Below are 21,537 nucleotides of genomic sequence, written 5' to 3'. Positions count from 1 at the left end.
TTGTACCGGCTCGCACCAGCCGCCGGCTCTCTGGAACAGGGAGACAGCCCGCTACTTGTTCCCGTCGTTGCTTATGGTTTATGAAGATTGTCGTTCACTTTTCGAAGGAGCTCGACCAATGTATTCTGCTCCTCTTTTGTCATGCCTTTGATCAGCATTGTTTCCCCTTTGTGGAACGCCGGATAGAGCTCTTCAATAGCGGCTTTTCCTTCAGGGGTGATCTCGGCGTATACGTGTCTGCGGTCTCTCGGATCCGTGCTTTTTCCGCAAAAGTTCTTTTTTTCAAGCGTTTTAATGACATTGCTCGCAGTGGCTGTTGAAATGCCTGACAGTTCAGCGAGTTTTCTCGTTTCAAGCCTGCCCCATACCCATAGATCGTAAAGAATCGAAAAAGCCGTCCATGACAATTGATATGAGGAAAGGATCTCGGTCTCCATTTTGACGCGGAGCTTTTGCGCTGACCGGTAAAGGTTGGTGGCAACCGAAATGGCTTCAAGATTCAAGGACTCGATCGGCATGCGTTTCAGCTTGATGAGTGTGTCGTGTTCTTCCTGTCGAAGATGGGGGGATCTATCCAAATCGTGACGCCTGCCTTTTTATTTTCAGAATCATTAGCTATGAAACGAATTTTAACAGATGGTTTTCATCCATGCAAGCCCTTTTTTGATATGACGAGAAAAGCCGGCATCATGATGATGACCGGCTCTTGTTTCAGCTATTTTTTGGTGATCTGTTTGCGGCGCACTTCAACCCGATCCCCTTTTTGAATGTTGTCATACTGTTTTTTCGAGACGAGGACGGCATGTTCTTTTCCGTTTTGATCTTCAATCAACAGCCAATATCTTTTTTCTTTTCGTTCAGAGAGCGCTTTTTCTTTGATTCCGGCGGTGCGGAGCATGCTTTTTTGTTCTGCTGTATATCCGCCCGCGTGGAAGATCATCCAGTATGGAAAGTAGTAATTCAAAAAGGCTGATCCAGCAGGATTTTGATTGAGTGTTTGCTTGATGCTCCCTTTGTACAGGGCATTGGACGGCAATGTCCGCTGGATGGCGTTGAACTGACTGCTCTTGTTTAAATATTGTCGGCTCGCAGACTGATTCATATAACTGCGCATTCTCTGGTTGACTGAACCCGGACGTGTTTTTAAAGAGCTGTTATTAGCCGAGGAACTCGAAGCCTTGGTTCCGGATGTTCCATTGCTGCCTGTTGCCTCTGCTTGAGCAAAAGGCAGCAAGAGAGACAGCGCCATGATCAAAATAAGAGGAGCGCTTTTTTTCTTCATTGTTCATCACTGCTTTTTTGTTCCACTTTATCTTTGACGACGCCCTCAAGCGGCTCCTGGTCATATTTGATGTATGGGGGACGGTAGATGAAGGCTTCATGATCGCGGATTTTAATATAAGGCTGTTCGACATTTTCCACATTTTCCACATATTTTTTGAAAGTCTCCGTCTTTTCTTTCCCATTTTTCACGTATGATGCTTTCAGTAAAGGTGCTTTGTCGGATTCGCTGTCATTCACGTAATCAAACCATACGAGATCGTATTTTTGAATGGAATGGTCTTCTGAGACCTCCTGTGAACGGTCTGAAGCGGATGATGAACATCCAGATAGGGGAACGGCGAAAAGCATCGCAGCCGCGGATAACGAGATCAGTTTCGATTTTTTCACTGTGATCATCCTATTCATTTTGGTTTCTCTTTTATATACGAACGATCCTGGCAAAGGTGTCATCTGTTCTTGATAGTTTGGTAGAAAACTGGGCGTAATAATTGCATTTTAAACGTAAACAAACTGTAAAATACCATTTCTATGAAAAAAGGTATAATTTGAATGTCAGAAAAAAATCCCATTCACGGAGGATATTTTTATATGAAGAAGATACTTTTTTCTGTTTTTGTTTTGGCAGGCAGCTTGAGCTTGCTATTGGCATTCAATTTTGCCGGTGAGGCGAGTGCTAAAACGAAAAAAGTCAGCGGCTACATCACTTGGTACAACGGCGTGGGCAAAGTCGGCGCTGACGGCAAAAGGCTCGGCCATTGGGACTGCGCCACAAAGATGGGCTTCGATGTTCCGAGAAAAGGCACAAAAATAAGAGCCTATTCTAAAGCAAAACCAAAGAAAGTCATTACAGTCTATAAATATGATGTCGGCAGAATGCCGGGCGCTGTGTTGGATGTAAGCCCGAAAGCTTTTAGAGCTTTGGGATTTCCGACAAGCAAAGGAAAGGTAGCTGGACATTATACATATAAAAAATAGGAGAAAAGAAGCAAGGAAAATCGTTTTCTTGCTTCTTTCAATTGGCGGGGGCGAATATGAAAAAAGTCTTTGTGTTTTTGTTGGCGGCCGTCATTTTAGCCGCAGGCGCATTTGCGGCCTTCCGCTATTTCGTCCCGGAAAAAGCGGAGCTGGCAAAGGGCGGCGGTTCGGACCTGCTCGTATCGATAACCGATCAGAAGCTGATGACCGCTTACTATGAAAATCAAAATAAGCTGTATGAAGAAAAGATGACGGATTACCCGGCTGCGGCATTAGACCGGAAAAAACGCATTCTTTATTATACGAACACCTATAACAGCAATATGAAGCATTTGATCAGGCTGGATTTGCAGTCGGGCGAAAAAACAACCCTATATTCAGGGGATGAATATGTCGACGGACTCAGTTTATCGGCGGACGGTTCGAAGCTGTTCATGCGATACAACCTTGCGGAGGAGAGAAATTTTCACCTCGCTTCCTTTGATTTAAAACAAAAGGCGTTTCACGTCATTTATCCATCGTTAAACAACAAGGACGAGAGCGTCAGCTACTATCAGTACAACAAAGCGAACAATCAATTCGTTATACTGCATTATTCATTGAAAGAAGACTATCAAAAAACAGATGAGGCCAACAGCAAAGGAGTGCCGCCCAAACCGACGAATATGAACATTTCCCTGGCGGATGAGAAAGATCAGCACCAGGTGAAAACGATCGCAAAATTTATCAATGACACGGCAATTTCGCCGGATGGCAAAACGATCGTCTTTACAGAATCGGCTGATGATCAGAAGTCGATTTATGCGATGGATGCCGAAACGAAAAAATATAAAGCGATCATTTCAGATCAGCGGGCATTTTCATTAGTCGACTCAGCACAACCGCAATTCTCGAAAGACGGGAAAAAACTTTACTTTCTCGCTGAAGCAAAAGATGCGAAGCTGCTTGAAGATGAAACGGGGAGCGAAGCAAGGGTGAGAACGATTTATTCGTATGATATGGATACGAATAAAGTGAGCAAAGCCTGGGAAAAAACAAACGGGATTATCAACACCTTTTCCGTTATTGACGAATAATGAGCATCAGCCGGCACAAACAGTCTGTGCCGGCTGATGTTTTATCATGAGCCGTTTGCCTGAGACGCCGCAGCCGAGCTCGTCATAATGGCGATTGCTGCCGTCTGCTGTGCTTGAATAACGGCTTCAAGCGTTTGATAAAGTCCTGTTTCCAGAAGCGTCGGATCTTCCGTTTTTTCGCTCATGTACAAATTGACAGCCGTTTTCAGATTCATGTCTTTCTGCCACCTGAACAGTTTATCGCTGTTCAATGCGCCTGCCATGATTGTGATGGCATCTATGTCTTTTTCACCGTTCTCAAGCAATGCAAGCAGTCCGATTTCCGGGTAATGGACAGGCTTCGGTCTTCTATGCTTTTTTGTCAATTCATCGTATATCCGAAGGGAGCGGGCGACAAGCTGATCGGAATCCCGCTCCGGCAAAAGCGAGAGGATGTGGCTGAGAAACTGCAAATCGTTCCCTTTGCGAAAACCCGCTTGGTTCAGCTTTTGGTAAAACGCTTCGATATAGTCGATCAGTTCACCCGTCTCCATGTCTGAACCGGCCAAAAGCACGGCGAGCGGGTAATCGCCGGCAGATGTTAAAAAGACGTGCTTGTCCTTCATTCCTTTGTAAATAGACAAAGCCCGATTGATTTTGTCTTCATGATCATGCTCATCAGGATATTTTGTCAAAAGGATAAGTGCGGACAAGTAGGTGAAAATGCTTTTTTTGAATCCGTTGCCGGTCAGTTTTTCGTAAATAATGAAAAAAGGTCTGATATGCGTTTCAGGTTCTTCGAAGCGCACGTCAAACATAGCGGCGAATGTATAGCGATGGGCCGACTTTAACGGCGAAAATGTCCCGGCGGCCTGTTTGACGGCCTCACTAAGCGTTAAAAACCGTTCTTTATTAAAAGGCCGCTTGTTGACGACATACATGGAAGCAATCATCATCAATGTCCGCTGATCTGTGACTTTCCATTTTAAATCGCTTTTTAACTCAGAGTAAATTGCTTTATATTGATCCAATCGCTGCTGCAGTTTAGCAGATGCCATTTTATCTGTCTCCTTCCTCGGTTTGCGTCGTTTTTGTATATACGAAGCAAAGGAAAATAAGTTTCATGGATTTGGCATCATACCGGGCTTTTGCTTAATAATATGGAAAAGGATACAGCGCAGCAATAATAACAAACGGGAAGATCCTGCTCCTGAACCGTCGGAATCGCCGGCGCGGATATCCGTATCCGCCGTAAAACTGCCTTTCATCTGTCACGTCTTCGGGAATGAGGAGAGATGCTTCCTGACGGTTCACCCCTTCAAGGATCCCGTGAACGGAACGGCCGTCCTTCATTTTCAGCACGACGTGATAGTGCATGTATTTGCGGCATAAATCGTGCAAAGACCTTTGATGATCATGGGGCATTGAGCAAACGGCATCTTTCGGAACACTCATATTCATTTCCATCTCCTTTTAGATTTATGGTATTCATCTAATGGATGAATGTTCCGGCTTGGAACGGTGAAGCCGTGGTATATGTAAAAAAGCCGATATGAATCGGCTTTAAAGATCAATGGTCAGCACTTCTTTCTGCGGCACTTGAAACGGTCGTCGTCATCATCAGAAAAACACTTTCTTTTTCTGCATTTGAACCGGTCATCGTCAGAGCTGCGGGTTTTATCCGTTTTAACCGTTTTATCCGTATTATTTGTTTTATCCGTTTTATCGGTATCCGCCGAACGCAGCGCTTTCCTTGACTGTCTTTCTTTTTCCCGCTCAGGGCTGTATGGATCGTAATTGTCATAGTACTCTTCGTAGCTGCTCATTTTGAGGCAATCACCGCCTTTGGGTCATGATATGATAATGTATTATAAAGAGGGGCGTTTTGCCTGTGCATATGTAATGGTTTGTTGTGCCGTAAATAAGCTGATCAACTGACAAAATTCAACATTGAATAAAAGGATTTTTCGTTTCAACCGCTAATATTATTATGTATCAACTATTTTTTTACGGCTGCGCCTGCCGATGCTTGCGAGAAAGCATGCAGGCGGACAGTCTGATAGGATAGAAGGAGCGGAATGCCAATGAAACGATCCGAAAGTGAAGGAGAGTACTTATGAAAAATAGTAGAAAAAAAGAAATCTTATCGTGGGTGAAAACACTTGTCATAGCCGCCGCGCTTGTCATGGTTTGCCGCTATTTTCTGTTTACGCCGTCAACTGTTTTGGGAGATTCAATGTATCCGACTTTAGAGGACGGCAACATGGTCATGGTTAGTAAAATCAGCGATATTCAGCGCTTTGATAAAATTATTTTTCACGCGCCTGATTCAGATGAAAACTATGTGAAAAGGGTGATCGGCCTCCCGGGGGATACGATCGAAATGAAGGACGATGTCCTTTATATTAACGGAAAAGTATATGATGAGCCTTATTTAAAGAAAAACAAACAAAAGCTGACGCTTCATGAACATTTAACAGATAATTTCACACTGGAGAAATTAACCGGCAAACAAAAGGTGCCGGAAGACCACTTGTTCGTGATGGGTGATAACCGTCAAAACAGCAAGGACAGCCGCTTTTTCGGATTTATTACAATGGACTCCGTTGTCGGCAAAGTTGAGTTCCGTTATTTTCCTTTCAATGAGATCGGCGGAATAGAATAGAAACGAAAAAGGCTTCCCATGATACGAATGGGGAGCCTTTTTAGCATTCGCACATTTTGGAGAGCGGGCGGTTTGAAACATTGTCTGTACAGTGAAATAATGAAAAAAGAAACTGGACAACAAGGAGGATGAGCAGATGAAAGTGTTTGTAGTGGGGGCGAACGGACAAATCGGGCGCCGTTTGACGAAAAGCTTGAATGAGAGCGATGAACATCAAGTCAGAGCAATGGTGAGAAACGAAGAGCAGGCGCAGGCTTTGAAACAATCGGGAATAGAAACCGCGCTCGCTAATTTAGAAGGCACCGTGGAAAGCATCGCAGAAGCGGCGAAAGGCTGCGACGCGATTGTCTTTACCGCCGGCTCAGGCGGCAAAACGGGCGCTGATAAAACGCTTTTGGTGGATTTGGATGGGGCGGTTAAAACGATCGAAGCTGCCGAAAAAGCGGGCATCCGCCGTTTTATTATGGTCAGCACATTGCAGGCACACCGCCGTGAAAATTGGAGTGAAGCGTTAAAGCCGTATTATGTCGCCAAACATTATGCGGATCGGATTCTTGAAGGCAGCGGATTAAACTACACGATTATCCGTCCGGGAGGCCTGTTAAACGAACCGGGTACAGGCCGGGTGAAAGCGGCGGAAAACCTTGAGCGCAGAACGATTCCGCGAGAAGATGTGGCTGATACCATCTTGGCGGCGCTCGCTGAAGAGCATACATTCCGGCGTTCATTCGATTTGGTTTCGGGTGATCAAACGCCCGCCGAGGCGCTTAAATCGATATGAAAGTGATTCGGGGAACCTGTGGTCAGAAGGTTCCCCGGCGTTTTTACAGAAGCGGAATATAGATGGTCATCTTCATCTCGTTGGGCGGCACCGAACGGCACACATCAGTCACTTCAAAGTCCGGTCCTTCTGTTCTCTCGTAATTGGTATTCATCAGCCATGATCCATAGATGTATCTTCTTGTGTTCTGCACGGATTCGGTCGATCCGTTCACATGAAATACGGCGTATTTGCCGCCGGGAATTTTCATATACATAAGCGGCTCCGGCACTTCTCCGGCTGCTGTTTCGCGAACGGCTTCCCCGATGATAAATGAGAAACCTCCGTCATCCTGGAAGCGGCATGACAGCCCGTAACACATATTCGGATCTGTTTTTTGAGGGATTTGCATAAAGTATCCATTTCTGCCGAAATCGTTGTAGAATTTCGGGATATCTTCGAAATACTTTTCCTCGTTTAAATTTGTCCGGTACTCATATCCGATCATATGTATATCGTTTAAATGAATGATGTGCGGCTTTGGGATGTTCATATCTCCAGTCATCCTTTCTTTATATTCGAGAAAATTCATTTTGGTTTGAAAATCAAGCTTGACCTTTGCTTTGCGGTACTTGGCCGGAGTGATGCCGAAATACTGTGAGAATGCCCTGCCGAAAGCTTCCTGAGAGCCATAGCCGAAATCGATTGCGATATCGAGAATGGAACGATCCGTTTTCTCAAGCAGAAGCGCAGCTTCAGATAGACGCCGGTTGCGAATGTACTGATAAACGGAAAAACCGGAGATCGCCTGAAAAAGCCTTTGAAAATGAAACGGGGAGAAACATGATTTAGCCGCAATATCCGTAATGTTTAAATCGTTTTGAAGGTGTTCTTCGATAAAATGAACCGCGTTTTGAATTCTTTCGTAATCATCCATATTCATCCACAGCCTTTACGATTTGATGATCCTATTGTACAGGATCAAGCGATGGTTTTTTTGATGATTTGTGCTTTTTTAAAAGCCTCCAAATGCGGAGGCTTTTTCTTATTGATGACGAATATCCGTTACTTCAAGAGGGCGCATCATATCGTAATCTTCGTGCTCCAGAATGTGGCAGTGCCACACATATCTGCCGCTGTACGGCGCGAAGGTTGCGATAATCCGCGTCACCGAGCCAGGAGGTACTTTGACGGTGTCTTTCAGCCCCTTTTCATTCTGTGCCGGTGGAGCTGCCGGACCTGTAAAGACTAGTTCTCCGTTTTCCTGATACCGTTCGATATCAAACGGCCGGTGGTCGAGAATCAAAAATTGGACAAGATGTAAATGGATCGGATGGATCGCTCTTCCGGCATTGATGATCGACCAGATCTCAGTGCTGCCGAGGGCGGGAGTTTCAGTTACCGGTTCATGCCATTTTGTGTTGTTTAAAAGCAGAACAGGTCTTCCATATTGGTCAAGGGACGCGCCCAACGACAGATTTCTAAGGGTATTGATCTTGTGTCTCCGGTAAAATGGGCGTTTTCTCAATATTCTCGGCAATGAACTTGTATCTTTTTGCTTCAATGGTTTTGAGATGCGGAATTGCATAATGTTGGCATCTGTATCGGGATCCGCGTCTTGTCCGCTGCAGCCGATCCGGTTTTTCAATGTCACGGTTTTTCCTTCAGCTCGTGAAAAATCAACGATGATATCGCATCTTTCAGCCGGTGCGATCACCAGTTCATTGACTTTAACCGGATGCTGCAGAAGACCACCGTCCGTGCCGATTTGGTGAAATGTGATGTCATGATCGAAATACAGCTCAAAGATTCTCGTATTGGAGGCGTTCAGTATCCGAAAACGGTATTTTCGAGGTTCCAGTTCATCATAAGGCCATACCTTGCCGTTGACTAAAATGGTATCACCGCAAAAAGCCGGAACAATCGACGGGTCGGGAAGATCCGGCGAAGGGTTGTCAGGCTGCCGCGGATAAAACAATGAACCATCTTCATGAAAGGACTTATCCTGAATCAAGAGCGGAATTTCATATTCTCCCTTCGGCAAGTTCAATGACCGCTCTTCCCTGTCGCGGATAAAATATAAACCGACAAGCCCCGCATATACATTCAGCCTTGTGATGGCCATTGCATGATCGTGATACCAGAGAGCCGTAGCATCCTGCTCATTCGGATATTCATACACCTCCCTTTCAAAAAAAGGGCCTTTGACTTGAAAATCTTTAGTGTACCAGGCTTCCGGGTAACCGTCGCTATCAGGCGGTGTCCGGCCTCCATGCAAATGAACGACCGTTTTGACTTCATGTTCATGATGGCCGTCGTCATGAATTGTATGGTCGACGGGGAGAAAATGATGATCCGGAAGCTTATTCAACCATTTGACCGCGACTTTTTCGTGTTTTTGCACTTCAAAGGTGGGGCCGGGATAGACCCCGTTATATCCAAACAGCCGGGTCGGCGGCAGATCGCGGTGGAGCTGCTGCTGAAATTCTTTCATCGTGACTTCATAATAGGTCATTTCCTTGCTTTTGCTGTGGGGTTTAAGCACTTTCGGAATGGGGAGTTTGTCAACGAATTTTTCAAGTTTCATGTTTCACCTGTCCTCTTTTGTTCTAATGAAAAGATCATTACATTATAAGACGGGTTGCATGGTCTGGTTCCTCATGATGAGAATAAGAAATGTAATTTGTGCTGAGAATGTTAAAAAAAAGAATCGATCATGACAAGAAGATGAACAGAATATTTCCTAACGATTAAAAATCGCCTTAAGGCATGCTTCGCGGAGGAAGAAAGGCGGGGATGATGATACATTATGTGTAAACCCTTTCTTATGGGGCGAAGCGGTCTGAAAGGAGATACCCGTATTGCAGAAAAGAATAGAGTGGATTGATGTTTCGAAGGGCGTGGGAATTATATTGGTCGTGTTGGGCCATACACCGACGCCGGATTGGCTGAAAACGTTCATTTTCGCATTTCATATGCCGCTGTTTTTCTTTCTGTCCGGCCTCGTTTACCATGATGGGAAGATGACTTTTACATCATTTCTTTTTAAAAAAATAAAGACGCTTCTTTTGCCTTACTTCATTTTTTCCGTTCTTGCCTATTTATTCTGGGTTCTCGTTGAGAGGCATTTTACGTTTACGGGGAGTTCGGATGTCGATCCGGTTGTACCGTTTAAAGGCATTTTTTATTCGATGCCTGATGACTACATGCTGACACACAACCCGGCGCTCTGGTTTTTAACATGCTTATTCCTCGTTGAAATGCTTTTTTTTATCGTGAAGAGATGGGGGAAAGGAAGGCTGTTTATCGTCATTGCCGTAATGGTGTCGGCCGCCTTGGGCTATTTGAATGATCAATTTGTGGGCATCAAGCTGCCGTGGAATATTGAAGTGGCCTTGACCGCCATCGTATTTTATTCGGCCGGTTTTCTGTCGAGAAATAGCCTGAGGGAGATGAGAGACAGAAGAACGCTGCTGCCAGCGCTTCTCTTATTCATCGCGGTCGGCTTTTTACAGACCCTGAACGTCAGAGTGGATATGAGGGCCAATGAGTATGGAAACATGGCGGTCTTTTATCTGACCTCATTTTTGGGAACGGCAGGCGTCATTTTCAGCAGTTTTAAACTCGAAAAAATGAAGCTACTCCAATTCCTCGGCAAAAACTCGCTGATCATTCTCGTACTGCACTACCCGGTCATCAGGATGCTGAAAGCCGTCGTCTACTACTTTACCCAGGTTTCCCTTGATGAGACATACGGTTCCCTGTTATGGAGCGCGCTTTACACCGGTATGACATTGCTTGTTATGGTGCCTTGCATCTTTTTATTGAACCGGTATCCGATCGTGCTTGGGCGGAAGAAATGCAATTAAAAAACTTGCAAAGGAGACTTTGCAAGTTTTTTTGAATTATTGAAGGTTGAAAGTGATTTTTTCATCATTCCAAAAATTAGAAGTGAAAATAACTTTATATGTTTTGCTCTTTTTTGTCTGAAAAGCGATAGTTCCAGAAACCTTACCGTCTTTTGTCAGATTTCCAGATGATAATTGGTTATCATCTGAAAGTGCATAAGTATTATGCGTAATTTGTCCATCTTCGTTTTGAATTTGAAAATCAAGCGGGTTGTAAGAAATATCTTTATCGCTTTTATTTTCTATGTTAACTGTTACAATCACATATTCATTACCTTTTTTTGGTTTGATAAATTTATTGCCCATCGATTTTTTAACGTTGGTCACTGTGATTTGGGTGCCATCCAGATCAGCTGTTTCATTTAAACCAAATTCAGTTTTTTCTTCTTTGGCATCGTCATTGCTTTTTTCTTCGCTAGTTTTTGCGGCTGTCGTCTTTGCACTGCTACCGGACGATTTGCTTTCTTGAGAAGAAGAGCCGCTTGAAGCGAATATCATGACGAATACGATCGATCCAATAATCGTGACATAGAACCACCATTTTTTAAAGACAAGGCCTTTATTCTCGCCGCTGAACAATGCTTTACATCCGCCGATTAATAGCAGAATAAGCGGAACGATATATGCCAGGCTGACGCCGACAGTTCCTCCTATTGCAGCCGCGATATAAAAAGTACCCGCTAATTTAGTATGTTTTTTTACGATACATGCACCGACGATGGCCAGTGCAGACAGCAAAATAACCGCCCAGGATGATCCGATAACTTCTCCGGCGCCATCCGCTTCTAAAGCGGCGCCTAATCCTCCGAATAATAAACCTGAAAATCCTGCAAAAATCCCGAAAATACCGCCTAGTAACCCCAGTACAAATTCTGCTGTACGTTTGACAGGGGCTTGAAAATTCGTTTGTTCTGACATGTGATGTCCCCCTTATAAGCTATGTCATAATGTCTAAAACATATTAATCCAAAAAAGGAAAAAAATCCATATATTTTTCGTGACTATTTTACTATTATTTTATATTGTCAGAGTTTTAAGGACTATTTTCGACTTTTTTTAATATCGTTTAAATTTTGGGTTTGTTTAATGTTTTTTAGAAGAATCATGCAAGGGAACTAAAGAAAAAATATTCAGAAAGAAGATACCGACCTTTTAATCCTATGCAGCGTGAATAAATTGAGGTTTTCGCAAAATCCTTATACAGAGCGGGTTTTACCGGTTTTGACCCAACTGAAATTTGTTTCCTTAAATAAAAAAAGTTCTACTCTGACTATATTTCTGCAAGAAGTGAATCATGTTTCTATAGACTCACTCAAGTTTTGCTTTGTATGATTAAAAGCGAAAACACGGATGGGAAAGGAAGCTTTTTATGGAACGGTATGATGAATTAAAAAAAGGTGAAACCGGGGCATGGGTCAGCATCATCGCTTACATTGTACTGTCGGCTGTTAAATTGGCCGTCGGGCTTCTATTTCACTCCGAAGCCCTCAGAGCCGACGGACTGAACAATACAACAGATATTATTGCCTCAGTAGCGGTGCTGATCGGCCTCAGGATTTCTCAGAAGCCGCCTGATGAAGACCATCCGTACGGACATTTCCGCGCTGAGACGATCGCCTCGATGATCGCTTCATTTATCATGATGGTGGTCGGTCTTGAAGTGCTGTACAGCTCGGGTGAAATGCTGTTTAATCCGAAAGAAACGACACCGGACATGATTGCGGCTTGGACGGCGGCAGGCAGTGCCGTCGTGATGTTTTTGGTTTTCCTCTACAATAAAAGGCTGGCAAAAAAGGTAAACAGCCATGCCCTCTATGCAGCCGCCGCCGATAATAAATCGGATGCCTATGTCAGCATCGGAACGTTCGCAGGCATCTTTGCTTCGCAATTTAACCTTGCCTGGGTCGATACGGCAGCCGCATTTATCATCGGATTGATCATCTGCAAAACGGCTTGGGGGATTTTTAAAGAGGCGGCCCATTCTTTGACGGACGGATTCGATATTAAACATATTTCAACGTATAAAGAAACGATTCGGAAAGTTCCCGGCGTCGGCAAAATCAAAGATGTTAAAGCGCGTTATTTGGGCAGCACCATCCACGTGGAAATCATCGTGGAAGTGAGATCCGACCTCAACATTGCAGAAAGCCATGATATCGCCGATGAAATTGAGAGAAGAATGCAGGAGGAACACTCGATCGTTCATTCCCATGTTCACATCGAGCCATCTGGAGAAAAATAAGAAGCGGTCACTGACCGCTTTTTTTGTTTTTCACTCTGAAATTCGAAATAAAAAAAGACAAAACTCTATTTTCCTCCAGTTAGTTGTTTTCTGAGAGTACATCGTTTATGGTAAAGTTAAATAAATTCGATTCGTCAGCAATGAGGAGGAAGAGGATGGCATACGAAGAAACGCTGCATCCCGTTTTGGGAAAAGTAGCTGATAATATTGACAAAGTAATGGTAGGAAAGAAAGATATTGCCGTTTTAAGCCTGACTGCCATTCTTGCAAACGGACACGTCCTGCTGGAAGACGTTCCAGGCGTCGGAAAGACGATGATGGTTCGCGCCCTGGCAAAGTCAACCGGCGCTGAATTTAAGAGAATCCAGTTTACGCCAGATTTACTGCCTTCAGATGTAACAGGCGTTTCCATATATAATCCGAAAACACTGGAGTTTGAATACCGTTCAGGCCCGATTATGGGAGATATCATTCTCGCAGATGAAATCAACAGAACGTCGCCGAAAACGCAGTCGGCGCTTCTGGAAGCGATGGAAGAAGGAAGTGTGACAGTAGACGGCGTGACAATGCCGCTTTCAAAACCTTTTTTTGTAATGGCCACGCAAAACCCCGTCGAGTATGAAGGGACATATCCGCTGCCGGAAGCTCAGCTTGACCGCTTTTTATTCAAGCTGAGAATGGGATATCCGACAGTGCGCGAAGAGCTTCAAGTGCTCGATCTTCAGGAAAACCGCAGCCCGATTGAGGAAGTTGAGCCTGTCATAGAGAAAGAAGAGCTTGCCGCATTTCAAAAAGAGGCTGAAAAGGTGTATGTAGACGCTGCGATTAAAGAATACATTGTTGAGATCGCCCAAAAAACGAGGAGTCATTCCGCCGTTTATCTCGGCGTGAGTCCGCGCGGCTCAATCGCCTTGATGAAGGCTGCTCAGGCGTTTTCATTTTTATATAACCGTGATTATGTCATTCCTGATGATATTCAGTATTTGGCACCTTTTACCCTTGCACACAGAATGATTCTACGGTCAGAGGCGAAATTTGAAGGAAAGCGGCCTGAAGCTGTTCTTCAGGACATTATGTCAAAAACGGAAGTTCCGGTCAGAAGGCCGATGAGCAACTGATGAGAGAGCGCATCGGTCTTGTGAAGTACGGATGGAAGCTGTGTATCGTGTTTCTTCTGTTTGCTTCAACGTTTTGCTATGCGATGTTTCAAGGGGGATTTGTCAGCTGGTTTTTGTTCTACTCATTTCTTCCCTTTGTGCTTTATGCTTTCATGCTTGCCTTTTATCCGCTGAAGAACATGACAGCGGAGCGGAGGCTGAGCCGCGGGCAGTATAAAGCCGGTGATCAATTGGAGGCTTTTGTCGTGCTAAAGAGAAAATGGCCCTTTCCGATCATGTTTATGATCGTGGAAGACTGTCTGCCTGATTCGCTGGGGAGAAACGGGCGTTCGGCAGAAGCCAAACAGTTTCTCTTTCCTTGGTTTAAAAAAGAAATTAAGATGACGTACACGATCAATTCGGTCCCGAGAGGAGACCACCGTTTAGCAAAAATCAGGGTCCGCACAGGTGATCCGCTCGGACTGCTGGAAAGAGAATGCGAGATTCAATTGGAAGACTCCTTTCTCGTTCTGCCTTCCTATCAAGAGATTACTTTCCGCGCCAGCGGAAGCTCTTATGATGAACATGCAGGCCGCGTTTCAGAGCTTCGCCGAAAGGACAGCACACTGGCATCAGGTATCAGGGAATACCAGCCGGGCGACCGGTTTGCATGGGTCGACTGGAAGACGTCAGCACGGCGCAGCCAGCTGATGACGAAGGAATTTGAGCAGACGAAAGGGGATGACCTGCTCGTCTTCATGGATCAGTCTCCCTCTGATGCTTTTGAAGAGATCGTCGCGTTTACCGCTTCTATCATTCGTTCGGCCATGAGGAGCGGGACGAATGCAGGGCTTGTTTCCACAGGAAAAGAGCGGAATGTCTTCCCGGTTCGGCAAGGGGAGGAGCATCTGAGAAAGCTGTTTTACTACTTGGCGCTTGCCGATTGCGATGCGGTCCAGCCGTTTCACAGTCTGCTGGAGGGGGAATTTGGCCATCCCGATATGAGAAAAGCCGTTAAATATATTGTGACAAGCCGGATCACCAACGAATTGGTGCAGGTTTTGAAGAAACCGCTCTCCAGCGGACTGCCCGTCATTTGTTTGGTGAAGAAAAAAGGCGGAGCTCTCTCAAGTGAGGAAAGCGCCGCTGTCCAACAATTAAAAGCGCGGGGGATTGAAGTGAACGTCATTTACGGGGAACATTTTTCCCGGGGTTTTGCTGAAGCGAGGTGAGAAAATGTTGTCCGGGGGAAAAAGAAACAGTTTCGGTTTATTGCTTTTTTATGTCCTAACCTTTTTGCTTCTGTGGGAATGGCTGCGTCCTTTGCAGTATTTTACCGATACGGGGCACACCGTCTTTTTTATTTTGTTTATTGCCTTAGTATTCTTGCTTACATTTTTTAAGGTCCCTTGGTTTATCAGATTTCCGGTCAGCCTTGGCTTCGTTCTGTTTGCGCTGCACACGATTTTTTACGAAGGATCGGTGTTTTCACCTTCATGGATTGCCCTGCTTTTTCAGGATTTAAATCAAAATTTCTCCTATATTTTCTCCGGCATGTGGCGGGATATGTCGCCGTTGTTTCGGACGCTGCTCTTTTACGTCCTTCTTTGGCTGCTTGTATACTTGCTGCATTACTGGGTGATCTATCAGCGCAGAATTTTATTCTTTTTTATCATGACCGTTGTTTATATCGCGGTGATCGATACATTTACGCCGTTTGACGCATCATATGCGATCGTCCGGATCGTGCTGATCGGCTTTTTGCTTCTCGGCCTGCTGTATTTGGAACGGATCAGGGAATCAGAAGCGTTAAAATCCTCAAGATCGCGGTTTGCCAAATGGTTTACACCGCTCTTATTGATGACTGCCGCTGCCGTTTGCATCGGCGCGGTCTCGCCGAAAGCCGATCCCGTCTGGCCTGATCCGGTGCCGTTTCTGCAGACGGCTGCGACAGGCGATTTTGCTTCCTCAGGCAAAAGCAAAGTCGGCTATGGAACGAATGATGAGGCATTGGGCGGGCCATTTTCAAAAGACGATACATGGGTATTTACGTGGCAGGGAAATGAACGAAGCTATTTCAGGGTGGAAACGAAAAGCCGCTATACAGGTAAAGGCTGGATTGAAGACGAAAAAACGGGCGCGTCCATCCAGCTTGACAAGGGTGAGCTGGATTACCAGTGGTACGACGAAGGCGTGAAGACCGAAACGCGCAAAGCGATCGTCGATATCGATCCGGCTTATCGGTACGATCACGTCCTGTATCCGATTGGGACGACTGAAATCAAGCTCAACAATTTCTTTGTGCCGCTCCGCATGAACTTAAACACAGAGAAAATAAAACCGGCCGGCAAGACAGGCGCGGACATTCAGAACCTGGAAAGCTATTCGGCCACCTATAAATCACCCGTCTTTGATGTTGATCAGCTGAGGAAGGTCAGCTTTGAGTCGGAGGGAAAATGGAGCAGAAGCCATGAGAAGTATCTGCAGCTTCCCACTTCCCTTCCCGACCGCGTGAAAACATTGGCGCACGATTTAACGAAAGACGAAGATAATATATATGACAAAGCGAAAGCGATTGAGAAGTATCTCGGTTCTTCCGAGTTTTCTTATGAAACGGAAGATGTGGCTGTTCCTAAAGGAGAGCAGGATTATGTCGATCAGTTCTTATTTGAGACGAAAATCGGCTACTGCGACAATTTTTCCACAGCTATGATCGTGCTGCTGCGGTCGGCCGGAATACCGGCCCGCTGGGTGAAAGGCTATACATCCGGTGAATATGCAGGAACGACGGCAGACCGGAAACGGACGATTTACGAGGTGACAAACAACAATGCCCATTCCTGGGTTGAAGTGTACTTTGAAGGACAAGGCTGGGTTACGTTTGAACCGACGAAAGGCTTTTTAAATCCGGAGCAGCTCGTTGAAGAGTCCAGCGGCCGGCAATCTGGCGCGGCTTCTGATAAAAAAGAAGATGATAAGAAAAACGACGGAGGTCAGCGTCCGCAGGATGTAAAAGAACAAGACAACAAAGAGAAGCCCGAACCTCAGACAAAGCGTGATGCCAATGGCGGTTCTCATGCCGGCAGCGGGGATGCAGACCGTACCCTTTTGACTGGTGCGGCCGTACTCGGTCTGTTGCTGGCGTTGACAGCGGTGCTTTACTTTACAAGGGCAAAATGGATGCCGCACATCATCATCAACAGGCTGAAAAAACGGCGTGATGGCGCGGTTTTCTTCAAAGCTTACGAAGAGCTGCTCCGCCAGCTGAAGCGCCAAGGCATGCAAAAAGAAGAAGGACAGACGCTGCGCGAGTTTGCGAAGACGGTTGATGAACGCTTTCAAAACGGTGAAATGACAGCTTTGACCCGGCAATATGAACGGGCTTTGTATCGAAAGGAAGACGCCGCAAAGCTGTGGAATGATTCGGCGGAGTTATGGGAAAATTTAATTAAAAAGAGATAGTCTTGACCGCTTTCAGTCGTATTGTTAGAATAAATGAATATTAAAAACCCTTATATATTCTTGCTGGCAGGCTCGGCGGCTTATCTATCGGACAAGCCGGGCCTTGTCCCGTGAATGGGGGCAGGACGGCCTTGTGTCTGCCGCCATTTTTTCTGTGCAAAAAGACAATTTGATAAAGAGGTGACACCATGACGAAGTTAGTAAATGAAATGATTCTTGTGTTGGATTTTGGAAGTCAGTACAACCAGCTGATTACCCGCCGCATTCGTGAGTTTGGTGTATACAGTGAATTGCATCCTCATACATTGACGGCAGAGGAAATTAAAGAAATGAATCCGAAAGGAATTATTTTGTCCGGCGGTCCGAACAGCGTTTATGACGAAGGATCTTTCCGCTGCGACGAAAAGATTTTCGAACTGGATATCCCTGTTCTTGGCATTTGCTACGGCATGCAGCTGATGACGCATTACCTTGGCGGAAAAGTAGAAGCGGCGAGCCAGCGCGAATACGGAAAAGCGAACATTCATATCGAGGGTGAACCGGATCTGTTTAAAGATCTTCCAAACGAACAGGTCGTCTGGATGAGTCATGGTGATCTAGTTGTTGAAGTTCCAGAAGGCTTTACCGTTGATGCGACAAGCCATCATTGCCCGAATTCAGCAATGAGCAAGAAGGATAAGAAATGGTACGGCGTACAATTCCATCCGGAAGTCCGCCATTCAGAATACGGAAACGACCTTTTGAAAAACTTCGTTTTCGGTGTTTGTGAATGTGCCGGCGAATGGTCAATGGAAAACTTTATTGAGATTGAAATGCAGAAAATCCGCGAAACAGTCGGCGATAAGCAAGTACTGTGCGCCTTGAGCGGAGGGGTTGACTCCTCTGTCGTTGCGGTCTTGATCCATAAAGCGATCGGCGACCAGCTCACTTGTATTTTCGTAGACCACGGGCTCCTTCGAAAAGGCGAAGCGGAAGGCGTGATGAAGACGTTCAGTGAAGGCTTCAACATGAACGTGATCAAAGTTGATGCGAAAGACCGCTTCCTGAACAAGCTTAAAGGCGTCTCAGACCCTGAGCAAAAACGTAAAATCATCGGTAATGAGTTTATCTACGTGTTTGACGATGAAGCGGAAAAACTGAAAGGTATTGACTTCCTTGCACAGGGAACGCTTTACACCGACATTATCGAGAGCGGAACAGCGACAGCTCAGACGATCAAATCGCATCACAATGTCGGCGGACTTCCGGAAGACATGCAGTTTGAACTGATCGAACCGCTGAATACGCTCTTCAAAGACGAAGTGCGTGCGCTCGGTACCGAGCTCGGCATCCCTGACGAAATCGTGTGGCGCCAGCCGTTCCCGGGGCCAGGCCTCGGCATCCGCGTTCTTGGAGAAGTGACGGATGAAAAGCTTGAAATCGTCCGCGAATCAGATGCGATTCTCCGCGAAGAAATCGCCAAAGCTGATCTTGAAAAAGATATTTGGCAATACTTCACTGTTCTTCCTGATATCCGCAGCGTCGGCGTCATGGGAGACGCAAGAACTTATGACTATACGATCGGCATTCGCGCCGTGACATCGATTGACGGCATGACATCCGACTGGGCGAGAATTCCTTGGGATGTCCTTGAGACAATCTCGACACGGATCGTCAATGAAGTGAAGCACATTAACCGTGTGGTTTACGACATTACGAGCAAGCCGCCTGCAACAATCGAGTGGGAATAAGACAAATGCCCCAGCCTTTATGAGGCTGGGGCGTTTTTTTATTGGGAGAGGAATCAGTTATATTCATTGCTTTCATCACCGCAACAGCTCTGTTTCTGCTCAAGAAAAAAATAATTTCCCGAATGGCCTTATCAGGCGTCCTCTGTCTGTTCGCCGTACTTGCGTTCATTTTTTATTTTGCTGCAACGGTGAACTTTACATCCGTCAGTCTGGAAAACGAGAGTATTGCAGGCTTAAAAATCGGCGACAGCGTTAAAAATGACCATCGATTTGTAAAAAGTGGAACAGGGGTTGTGGAATATAAAGCCAAAAATATGTCAGGCGTAAAAGCAGAAATAGATAAACAGGAGAAAATTGTGCTATTGTTCAATATTTCTTCCGCTCAAACCGTGACTATTGCAAAAGGCATCAAAATCAACGATACACTTCAAACAGTGGTCGAAGTATATGGAAAAGAATATAAAGAGCTTTGGTTTGTCGAAGGGTATGAAACCGGAATACAATATCAGGATAAAAAAAGAGACGTGGTGCTTGAATTTTATTTCAATGATCACAAGGTGCACTTGATTGAATTGAAGAAAACAGGGAATTAACCCGCTGCAGACCACGGTCAGAATCTGGAAAAAGCAACGAACGAAGCGAACATTAAAATCATTAATGTTCGTTTTTTTGTATTGTGTTCAGCGTTAGATATTGCTACAATAGTATAGTAATTCAAAAAAGACTTGTCGTATAATCATGGGGATATGGCCCATAAGTTTCTACCAAGCTACCGTAAATAGCTTGACTACGCTTGTATACAATATTTTGTCCGTGAAAAAAACATTTTTTCAGTATGAAATATGCCGTAGTCAAGCGTCCCGCCAATTGGGGCGTTTTTTGTTTAAAAGCAAAGGTTTTTGAAACAATAAAAGCGACAGACAAACGAGAGGAGTATACCATTTTGAAGCGTTACTTTCAGTTTGAAGAATTGGGTACAAACTACCGGAGAGAAATGATCGGCGGACTTACCACATTTTTGTCCATGGCATATATTTTGATCGTCAACCCGCTTACCCTTTCTCTGGCGTCGGTGGAAAATTTCCCGGATGCATTGAGAATGGATCAAAGCGCGGTCTTTACGGCAACAGCGGTTTCAGCAGCTGTCGGCTGTTTTATCATGGGGCTGCTTGCGAAGTATCCGATCGCCCTTGCGCCCGGAATGGGGCTTAACGCATTCTTTGCATTCTCCGTTATTCTGAACATGCAGATTCCATGGCAGACGGCCCTTTCCGGCGTTATGGTTTCCGGACTAATTTTTATCGCTCTTTCGCTGTCCGGTTTGAGGGAAAAAATTATCAATTCGATTCCTTATGAGCTGAAAATGGCTGTCGGTGCGGGAATTGGTCTGTTTATCGCTTTCGTCGGTTTGCAGGGCTCCAAAATCGTCGTATCCAACCCGGATACCATTGTGTCGTTTGGAAATATTCATTCAGGTCCCGTTCTTTTGACTGTTTTCGGACTGATCATTACTGTCATTTTAATGGTATTGCGCGTGAACGGCGGCATTTTCTTCGGTATGCTGCTCACGGCGATTGTCGGCATGATCTTCGGTCAGATTGATGTTCCTGACAAAATTGTCGGTGCTGTTCCCAGCCTTGCACCGACATTTGGACAAGCCTTTATCCACCTTCACGATATCTTTTCGGTGCAGATGCTTGTCGTTATTTTAACGTTTTTATTCGTCGACTTTTTTGATACGGCCGGTACATTGGTGGGGGTTGCATCACAAGCCGGTTTGATGAAGGATAACAAACTGCCGCGCGCTGGCAGGGCTTTGCTTGCCGATTCTTCCGCAACTGTTGCCGGAGCGATCCTTGGTACATCGACTACGACCGCTTATGTTGAGTCAAGTGCCGGGGTAGCGGCCGGAGCGAGAAGCGGTTTTGCGGCGATCGTAACAGGCGCTTTGTTCTTGCTGTCGCTGTTCTTCTCGCCTGTCCTCAGCGTTATCACTTCGCAAGTGACGGCGCCTGCTTTAATCATCGTCGGCGTGCTGATGGTGGCGAATCTCAACAAAATCGACTGGACGAAGTTTGAGATTGCGGTGCCAGCATTCTTCACGATGATCGCGATGCCGCTGACATACAGCATCGCCACCGGAATCGCGATCGGATTTATTTTCTACCCGATCACGATGATCTTTAAAGGCAAAGCAAAAGAGATCCATCCGATTATGTACGGATTGGCTGTTGTATTCATTCTTTATTTCATTTTCTTGAAATAAGGTGTGCTGTGCGAAAAAGGCTTGTTCATTTGGACAAGCCTTTTTTATTTTCAAATCATTAAAAACGGAACCTTCCGCCTTCGTTTTTCGTCA

General features: G+C 45.4%; 21 protein-coding genes, 1 pseudogene, 1 riboswitch and 1 other annotated feature (1 of these 24 cut by a window edge). Of the genes and pseudogenes, 12 read left to right on the top strand and 10 right to left on the bottom strand.

Going from position 1 to position 21,537, the window contains the following annotated elements:
- Nucleotides 1-77, bottom strand: a binding site (T-box leader) (it extends 141 nt beyond the left edge of the window).
- The 3 genes from M1E06_RS18190 to M1E06_RS18180 all read right to left on the bottom strand — a co-directional run bounded on the left by M1E06_RS18190 (nucleotide 72) and on the right by M1E06_RS18180 (nucleotide 1,680).
- A complete protein-coding gene (locus tag M1E06_RS18190; RefSeq protein ID WP_230588694.1) occupies nucleotides 72-518 on the bottom strand; it encodes a MarR family transcriptional regulator in 447 nt (148 codons plus the stop codon). Its footprint overlaps the feature before it by 6 nt.
- Nucleotides 519-715: 197 nt before the next feature.
- Entirely contained in the window at nucleotides 716-1,282 is a 567-nt protein-coding gene (locus M1E06_RS18185; RefSeq protein WP_035337074.1) for a hypothetical protein, read from the bottom strand.
- On the bottom strand, nucleotides 1,279-1,680 hold the full coding sequence (locus M1E06_RS18180) for a hypothetical protein (RefSeq protein ID WP_206761178.1): 402 nt from the start codon (nucleotides 1,678-1,680) through the stop codon (nucleotides 1,279-1,281). Before M1E06_RS18180 ends, M1E06_RS18185 begins: the two co-directional genes overlap by 4 nt.
- Before the next feature lie 192 nt (nucleotides 1,681-1,872).
- Between M1E06_RS18180 and M1E06_RS18175 the strand changes: the two genes are divergently transcribed.
- Together M1E06_RS18175 and M1E06_RS18170 are read left to right on the top strand one after the other, a co-directional pair.
- Nucleotides 1,873-2,259: an RlpA-like double-psi beta-barrel domain-containing protein gene (locus M1E06_RS18175; RefSeq protein ID WP_035339223.1), complete on the top strand. Its 387-nt coding sequence runs from the start codon at nucleotides 1,873-1,875 to the stop codon at nucleotides 2,257-2,259.
- Between the two features lie 56 nt (nucleotides 2,260-2,315).
- Entirely contained in the window at nucleotides 2,316-3,335 is a 1,020-nt protein-coding gene (locus M1E06_RS18170; protein WP_035337072.1) for a PD40 domain-containing protein, read from the top strand.
- Between the two features lie 44 nt (nucleotides 3,336-3,379).
- Here the strand turns inward: M1E06_RS18170 and M1E06_RS18165 are convergent, their stop codons facing one another.
- From M1E06_RS18165 to M1E06_RS18155, 3 genes are all read right to left on the bottom strand, one after another.
- A complete protein-coding gene (locus M1E06_RS18165) occupies nucleotides 3,380-4,372 on the bottom strand; it encodes a DUF4003 domain-containing protein (protein WP_035337070.1) in 993 nt (330 codons plus the stop codon).
- A gap of 94 nt (nucleotides 4,373-4,466) precedes the next feature.
- A complete protein-coding gene (locus tag M1E06_RS18160) occupies nucleotides 4,467-4,775 on the bottom strand; it encodes a hypothetical protein (RefSeq protein ID WP_020450414.1) in 309 nt (102 codons plus the stop codon).
- Between the two features lie 116 nt (nucleotides 4,776-4,891).
- Nucleotides 4,892-5,140, bottom strand: coding sequence for a hypothetical protein (locus tag M1E06_RS18155; protein ID WP_035337068.1), 249 nt, complete (start codon nucleotides 5,138-5,140; stop codon nucleotides 4,892-4,894).
- Nucleotides 5,141-5,430: 290 nt separating this feature from the next.
- Between M1E06_RS18155 and lepB the strand changes: the two genes are divergently transcribed.
- Nucleotides 5,431-5,979, top strand: coding sequence for a signal peptidase I (gene lepB / locus M1E06_RS18150; RefSeq protein WP_020450416.1), 549 nt, complete (start codon nucleotides 5,431-5,433; stop codon nucleotides 5,977-5,979).
- Nucleotides 5,980-6,115: 136 nt separating this feature from the next.
- Complete coding sequence (locus tag M1E06_RS18145) at nucleotides 6,116-6,760, top strand: SDR family oxidoreductase (RefSeq protein ID WP_023855576.1); 645 nt, start codon at nucleotides 6,116-6,118, stop codon at nucleotides 6,758-6,760.
- 43 nt (nucleotides 6,761-6,803) lie between these two features.
- Here M1E06_RS18145 and M1E06_RS18140 read toward each other — a convergent pair whose 3' ends face one another.
- Entirely contained in the window at nucleotides 6,804-7,676 is an 873-nt protein-coding gene (locus M1E06_RS18140; RefSeq protein WP_254114989.1) for an AraC family transcriptional regulator, read from the bottom strand.
- A gap of 108 nt (nucleotides 7,677-7,784) precedes the next feature.
- Entirely contained in the window at nucleotides 7,785-9,326 is a 1,542-nt protein-coding gene (locus tag M1E06_RS18135; protein WP_020450420.1) for a multicopper oxidase family protein, read from the bottom strand.
- Between the two features lie 274 nt (nucleotides 9,327-9,600).
- Between M1E06_RS18135 and M1E06_RS18130 the strand changes: the two genes are divergently transcribed.
- On the top strand, nucleotides 9,601-10,608 hold the full coding sequence (locus M1E06_RS18130) for an acyltransferase family protein (RefSeq protein ID WP_020450421.1): 1,008 nt from the start codon (nucleotides 9,601-9,603) through the stop codon (nucleotides 10,606-10,608).
- A 36-nt stretch (nucleotides 10,609-10,644) separates the two neighbouring features.
- Here the strand turns inward: M1E06_RS18130 and M1E06_RS18125 are convergent, their stop codons facing one another.
- Both M1E06_RS18125 and M1E06_RS18120 read right to left on the bottom strand, forming a co-directional pair.
- Complete coding sequence (locus tag M1E06_RS18125) at nucleotides 10,645-11,226, bottom strand: DUF4352 domain-containing protein (protein ID WP_409333864.1); 582 nt, start codon at nucleotides 11,224-11,226, stop codon at nucleotides 10,645-10,647.
- Nucleotides 11,221-11,565: pseudogene (locus tag M1E06_RS18120) on the bottom strand (DUF4064 domain-containing protein); the annotation flags it as partial. The pseudogene M1E06_RS18120 and the gene M1E06_RS18125, both read right to left, overlap by 6 nt.
- A 451-nt stretch (nucleotides 11,566-12,016) precedes the next feature.
- On the opposite strand from M1E06_RS18120, the gene M1E06_RS18115 reads away from it, so the two are divergent.
- The 7 genes from M1E06_RS18115 (at nucleotide 12,017) to M1E06_RS18085 (ending at nucleotide 21,444) form a co-directional block, all read left to right on the top strand.
- A complete protein-coding gene (locus tag M1E06_RS18115) occupies nucleotides 12,017-12,889 on the top strand; it encodes a cation diffusion facilitator family transporter (protein ID WP_020450423.1) in 873 nt (290 codons plus the stop codon).
- 155 nt (nucleotides 12,890-13,044) lie between these two features.
- The gene (locus M1E06_RS18110; protein WP_035337062.1) at nucleotides 13,045-14,007 is read left to right on the top strand and encodes an AAA family ATPase; all 963 of its coding nucleotides are present in this window, start codon (nucleotides 13,045-13,047) and stop codon (nucleotides 14,005-14,007) included.
- A complete protein-coding gene (locus tag M1E06_RS18105; protein WP_043054142.1) occupies nucleotides 14,007-15,218 on the top strand; it encodes a DUF58 domain-containing protein in 1,212 nt (403 codons plus the stop codon). Before M1E06_RS18110 ends, M1E06_RS18105 begins: the two co-directional genes overlap by 1 nt.
- Before the next feature lie 4 nt (nucleotides 15,219-15,222).
- Nucleotides 15,223-17,448 (top strand): DUF4129 domain-containing transglutaminase family protein, encoded by a 2,226-nt coding sequence (locus M1E06_RS18100; RefSeq protein WP_020450426.1) that lies wholly within the window; start codon nucleotides 15,223-15,225, stop codon nucleotides 17,446-17,448.
- 188 nt (nucleotides 17,449-17,636) lie between these two features.
- Entirely contained in the window at nucleotides 17,637-19,178 is a 1,542-nt protein-coding gene (guaA, locus tag M1E06_RS18095; protein WP_020450427.1) for a glutamine-hydrolyzing GMP synthase, read from the top strand.
- A 41-nt stretch (nucleotides 19,179-19,219) separates the two neighbouring features.
- On the top strand, nucleotides 19,220-19,771 hold the full coding sequence (locus M1E06_RS18090) for a hypothetical protein (protein WP_020450428.1): 552 nt from the start codon (nucleotides 19,220-19,222) through the stop codon (nucleotides 19,769-19,771).
- Nucleotides 19,772-19,886: 115 nt separating this feature from the next.
- A riboswitch (purine riboswitch) is annotated at nucleotides 19,887-19,988 on the top strand.
- Nucleotides 19,989-20,121: 133 nt separating this feature from the next.
- The gene (locus M1E06_RS18085; RefSeq protein WP_020450429.1) at nucleotides 20,122-21,444 is read left to right on the top strand and encodes an NCS2 family permease; all 1,323 of its coding nucleotides are present in this window, start codon (nucleotides 20,122-20,124) and stop codon (nucleotides 21,442-21,444) included.
- Nucleotides 21,445-21,537: the final 93 nt, after the last annotated feature.

It is taken from the genome of Bacillus sp. AK124, from assembly GCF_053903085.1.
This window is presented reverse-complemented; position numbering and strand designations above follow the sequence as displayed.

What these genes read in the sequence shown, in the direction of transcription:
- M1E06_RS18190 (WP_230588694.1), bottom strand. Translation starts at nt 518, where the DNA reads ATGCCGATCGAGTCCTTGAATCTTGAAGCCATTTCGGTTGCCACCAAC.
- M1E06_RS18185 (WP_035337074.1), bottom strand. Translation starts at nt 1,282, where the DNA reads ATGAAGAAAAAAAGCGCTCCTCTTATTTTGATCATGGCGCTGTCTCTC.
- M1E06_RS18180 (WP_206761178.1), bottom strand. Translation starts at nt 1,680, where the DNA reads ATGATCACAGTGAAAAAATCGAAACTGATCTCGTTATCCGCGGCTGCG.
- M1E06_RS18175 (WP_035339223.1), top strand. Translation starts at nt 1,873, where the DNA reads ATGAAGAAGATACTTTTTTCTGTTTTTGTTTTGGCAGGCAGCTTGAGC.
- M1E06_RS18170 (WP_035337072.1), top strand. Translation starts at nt 2,316, where the DNA reads ATGAAAAAAGTCTTTGTGTTTTTGTTGGCGGCCGTCATTTTAGCCGCA.
- M1E06_RS18165 (WP_035337070.1), bottom strand. Translation starts at nt 4,372, where the DNA reads ATGGCATCTGCTAAACTGCAGCAGCGATTGGATCAATATAAAGCAATT.
- M1E06_RS18160 (WP_020450414.1), bottom strand. Translation starts at nt 4,775, where the DNA reads ATGAATATGAGTGTTCCGAAAGATGCCGTTTGCTCAATGCCCCATGAT.
- M1E06_RS18155 (WP_035337068.1), bottom strand. Translation starts at nt 5,140, where the DNA reads ATGAGCAGCTACGAAGAGTACTATGACAATTACGATCCATACAGCCCT.
- lepB (WP_020450416.1), top strand. Translation starts at nt 5,431, where the DNA reads ATGAAAAATAGTAGAAAAAAAGAAATCTTATCGTGGGTGAAAACACTT.
- M1E06_RS18145 (WP_023855576.1), top strand. Translation starts at nt 6,116, where the DNA reads ATGAAAGTGTTTGTAGTGGGGGCGAACGGACAAATCGGGCGCCGTTTG.
- M1E06_RS18140 (WP_254114989.1), bottom strand. Translation starts at nt 7,676, where the DNA reads ATGGATGATTACGAAAGAATTCAAAACGCGGTTCATTTTATCGAAGAA.
- M1E06_RS18135 (WP_020450420.1), bottom strand. Translation starts at nt 9,326, where the DNA reads ATGAAACTTGAAAAATTCGTTGACAAACTCCCCATTCCGAAAGTGCTT.
- M1E06_RS18115 (WP_020450423.1), top strand. Translation starts at nt 12,017, where the DNA reads ATGGAACGGTATGATGAATTAAAAAAAGGTGAAACCGGGGCATGGGTC.
- M1E06_RS18110 (WP_035337062.1), top strand. Translation starts at nt 13,045, where the DNA reads ATGGCATACGAAGAAACGCTGCATCCCGTTTTGGGAAAAGTAGCTGAT.
- M1E06_RS18105 (WP_043054142.1), top strand. Translation starts at nt 14,007, where the DNA reads ATGAGAGAGCGCATCGGTCTTGTGAAGTACGGATGGAAGCTGTGTATC.
- M1E06_RS18100 (WP_020450426.1), top strand. Translation starts at nt 15,223, where the DNA reads ATGTTGTCCGGGGGAAAAAGAAACAGTTTCGGTTTATTGCTTTTTTAT.
- guaA (WP_020450427.1), top strand. Translation starts at nt 17,637, where the DNA reads ATGACGAAGTTAGTAAATGAAATGATTCTTGTGTTGGATTTTGGAAGT.